Source organism: Rubritalea sp., from assembly GCF_039830215.1.
Classification (GTDB): Bacteria; Verrucomicrobiota; Verrucomicrobiia; order Verrucomicrobiales; family Akkermansiaceae; genus Rubritalea.
Genome location: NZ_JBDOPO010000138.1, coordinates 1 through 3,797 on the forward strand (window position 1 = coordinate 1; position 3,797 = coordinate 3,797).

Annotated in this window: 6 protein-coding genes and 1 pseudogene; all 7 read left to right on the plus strand. The window is 47.8% G+C overall.

Annotated elements, in window-relative coordinates; all coding sequences use genetic code 11:
• Nucleotides 1–778 (plus strand): annotated as a pseudogene (gene fusA, locus ABGY95_RS04565) (elongation factor G); the annotation flags it as partial.
• A 42-nt stretch (nt 779–820) separates the two neighbouring features.
• Nucleotides 821–1,129 carry a 30S ribosomal protein S10 gene (gene rpsJ / locus ABGY95_RS04570; protein ID WP_347440517.1) on the plus strand — a complete coding sequence of 103 codons (309 nt, stop codon included), beginning with the start codon at nt 821–823 and terminating at the stop codon, nt 1,127–1,129.
• A 28-nt stretch (nt 1,130–1,157) separates the two neighbouring features.
• Entirely contained in the window at nt 1,158–1,805 is a 648-nt protein-coding gene (gene rplC, locus ABGY95_RS04575; RefSeq protein WP_347440518.1) for a 50S ribosomal protein L3, read from the plus strand.
• A gap of 27 nt (nt 1,806–1,832) precedes the next feature.
• Nucleotides 1,833–2,441: a 50S ribosomal protein L4 gene (gene rplD, locus ABGY95_RS04580; RefSeq protein ID WP_347440519.1), complete on the plus strand. Its 609-nt coding sequence runs from the start codon at nt 1,833–1,835 to the stop codon at nt 2,439–2,441.
• Nucleotides 2,442–2,463: 22 nt separating this feature from the next.
• Complete coding sequence (gene rplW, locus ABGY95_RS04585) at nt 2,464–2,748, plus strand: 50S ribosomal protein L23 (RefSeq protein WP_347440520.1); 285 nt, start codon at nt 2,464–2,466, stop codon at nt 2,746–2,748.
• 62 nt (nt 2,749–2,810) lie between these two features.
• The gene (gene rplB, locus ABGY95_RS04590) at nt 2,811–3,656 is read left to right on the plus strand and encodes a 50S ribosomal protein L2 (protein WP_347440521.1); all 846 of its coding nucleotides are present in this window, start codon (nt 2,811–2,813) and stop codon (nt 3,654–3,656) included.
• Between the two features lie 36 nt (nt 3,657–3,692).
• Nucleotides 3,693–3,797 (plus strand): ribosomal protein S19 family protein (locus ABGY95_RS04595; protein ID WP_347440522.1); only part of this gene is annotated, 105 nt, incomplete at its 3' end.

Sequence of the window (3,797 nt, forward strand, 5' to 3'; positions counted from 1 at the left end):
AGATCCTACATTTATAGTGAAAACTGACGAAGATACTGGTCAGTGCATTATCGCTGGTATGGGTGAACTTCACCTCGAGGTGATTGTCGATCGACTCAAGCGCGAGTTCAAAGTGGACGCAAGAACGGGTACCCCGCAAATCGCTTACCGCGAGACAATTTCAAAAGAATCCCCAGGTACAGGAGTGCTGAAGAAGCAAACTGGTGGAGCCGGACAATATGCGAAGGTGGACTTAGTGGTTCGCCCTGCAAAAAGAGGTGCAGGTCTTAGTATAGAGAATAAGATCACCGGTGGTGCTATACCCAAAGAATTTATCAAAGCAGTCTACAATGGAATTGATGATTCCACAGTCAATGGGGTCATTGCAGGATATCCTGTTGTTGACTTGCACGTGATTATAGTAGATGGAGACGCCCACGACGTTGATTCCAACGAAAATGCATTCCACATGGCAACGATATTTGCTATGCGTGACGCGCTAGAACAGGGGAGTTCGCTCCTTTTGGAACCCGTAATGGATGTTGAGGTAACCACACCAGACGAATATCAAGGTGATATTCTAGGTGACCTCAGCCGTCGCCGCGGTCAAATCGCTGGCATGGAAGGCAAAGGTCTAGCCTGTACACTAAAGGCTACAGTGCCTCTCGCTGAAATGTTTGGTTATATGACCGCACTAAGAACAGTCTCTTCTGGGCGAGCTTCATTCACAATGGAGCCGGCCAGTTTCGAACCCGTCCCACAGGCAATCGTCGAACAAAAGTTCGGCGAAAGCATGTAGAAACAATAAATACAAATAAGGTAAAAACAACACATCTTCACTATGACTAATCAGAAGATCAGAATCCGTCTCCGTGCCTACGACCATCGCGCAATCGATCGTTCAGCACAGGAGATAGTAGAAACTGCTAAGCGCACAGGCGCAAAAGTAGCGGGCCCGATTCCTCTGCCGACGCACGTTGAAAAATTCAGCGTGAATGCTTCTGTTAACCAGAACAAAAAGTCAGCCGATCAATTCGAAGTCCGTACGCACAAGCGTTTGCTTGATATCGTAGATCCAACAGCACGCACAGTTGATGAGCTCAAAAAGCTCAATCTTCCAGCTGGTGTTGACATCACAATCCGTATCTGAGCCCTAAACTCGTAGAAATAATATTACTATGTCACTCGGACTATTAGGAAAAAAAGTAGGCATGACCCGTGTATTCGATAAGGATGCCGGTATCATGATCCCAGTCACAGTTGTTGACGTTAAGGGTAACGAATTCCTCCAGGTTAAGACAACTGAAACTGACGGTTATTCAGCAGTTCAGGTTGGTTTCGACGACCAAAAGGAAAATCGCCTCAACGCTCCAACTAAAGGTCACTTCAAAAAGCACAACGGAACAGCTAAGAAGCTCGTTCAGGAATTCCGCTTCGAAGACGACTCAGCACTTCCAAACACAGAAGAAGCTCACCCAGGTGCAACTCTCTTTGAAGTTGGCCAAGTAGTTGACCTTATCGGTACCTCGAAAGCCAAAGGCTTCCAAGGTGTTGTTAAGCGTTACAACTTCGCGGGTCAGCCTGACTCACACGGTCACATGATGCACCGCCGTCCAGGTGGTATTGGTGCTGGTACATGGCCAGGTCGTGTATGGAAGAACAAGAAGATGCCAGGTCGTCACGGTCAGTACCGTCGCACTGTTCAGAATCTTAAAGTCGTTCAGGTTCGTGAAGAAGACGGTGTAGTCCTTATCTCTGGTGCAGTGCCAGGTCACAAAGGTTCTTATGTTGTCGTCCGTCCAGGTGTTAAAGCGAACAAGAAGTAATCTTAAAACTTAGAAAGAATAACTGAAATGTCAGCTAAAACACTCACAGCAGCAGATGCAGCATCTGCTAACATTACTCTCGTTGAGGGTCGTAAAGGTACTCAAGCAGTACACGACCTCATCATCGCATACCGCGCAAACCGCCGTTCTGGCTCTGCTAACACTAAAACCCGTGCTGAAGTAAAATGCACAGGTAAAAAGATGTATAAGCAGAAGGGAACTGGTAACGCACGTCACGGTGATCGTGGTGCTCCCATCTTCGTTGGTGGTGGTGTCGCGTTCGGACCTAAGCCGCGTTCCTACGCTAAGAAAGTTACTAAAAGCGTCCGTAAGCTCGCTCTTCGTCGTGTTCTTACTTCTAAGATCGGTGCTGGTGAAGTTCTCACTGTACCAAGCTTCGAAGTTGCAGATTCAAAGACTAAGTCTTTCCTAGCCACAGTCGCTGCAATCACCGAAGCAAAGAAGGTTCTTGTTATCGCTTCCGAATTCTCGGAGCCAACATACCTCTCTGGCCGTAACGTCAAGAATGTTCAGCTTGTTACTGCTGCAGAGGCGAATGTCGAGCAGATCCTTCACGCGAACGCAGTGGTTATCACTGAAGACGCAATTGAATCCATCGCCAAGCGTACTGCTTAAACCACTAATCGAAAACAAAACGATGAAAGATATCTACAATGTAATCGACACTGTTCTTCTCAGCGAGAAAGCAACACTCCTTGCGGAGCAGAACAACGAATACGTGTTCAAGGTTGCTCGCAGTGCTAACAAACTCGAAATCAAGCGTGCAGTAGAGCAACTCTTCGGTAAGAAGGTTGAGGCTGTCCGCACTTGCAACTATGCAGGTAAGTTGAAACGCCAACGCCGTAGCGATGCAGGACGCACCGCTAGATGGAAGAAAGCTATCGTACGCCTCAAAGAAGGTGACACACTCGATCTCATCTAAGCAACGAGATCGAATAAATCTAACGCTGAAAAACGAAATTCATTCGAAACTAATAGCGAATTATGCCTTTAAAAACATTCAGACCCTTCACTCCTTCAAACCGTTATAAGGTTTTACCGGGGTTCGAAGAGATCACAAAGTCAACTCCTGAGAAGTCGCTCACGCAGCCTCTCAAGAAAACTGGTGGCCGTAACAACCGCGGTCGTATCACTTGCCGTCACATCGGTGGTGGTCACAAGCGTAAGTACCGTCTTGTTGACTTCAAACGTCGCAAGTTCGACGTAGAAGCAACAGTCGTTGCGATCGAATACGATCCAAACCGTACATGCCGTATCGCACTCATCGAGTACACTGATGGCCAAAAGAGCTACATCCTAGCTCCAGTAGGTCTCAGCGTAGGAGCTACAGTAGTAGCTGGTGAGAAAGTTGCTCCTAAAGTAGGTAACGCAACAGTCCTTGAGAACGTACCTCTCGGTACAAGCATCCACAACATTGAACTTACTCCGGGTTCAGGTGGTAAGGTTGCTCGTTCTGCTGGTCAGGAAGCTGTGCTTTCCAACCGCTCTGAGGGATACGCACTTGTGAAGATGCCTTCCGGAGAAATCCGTAAGTTCAACACAAACTGCCTCTGCACTATTGGTCAGGTCGGTAACCGCGATCACATGAACGAAGTATCTGGTAAAGCAGGTCGTTCACGCTGGCAGGGCAAGCGCCCTACAGTTCGCGGAATGTGTATGAACCCAGTCGATCACCCTAACGGTGGTGGTGAGGGTAAATCCAAGTCCGGTGGTGGTCGTCAGCACCTTAAGTCCCCATGGGGTCACGTTAAGGGTCAGAAGACTCGTAAGAAGCACAATCCTACCGACTCCTTCATCATTGAAGATCGTCGCAAGAACAAGCGGAAGTAGAACTCTTTCCTAACCAATCATTAACCATTTTCCATTATGGCACGTTCACTGAAAAAAGGCCCATACGTTGATCAAAAGCTTCTCGCCAAGATTGATGCCTCTGTCGAATCCGGCAACAAGAAGCCCATCAAAACCTGGAGC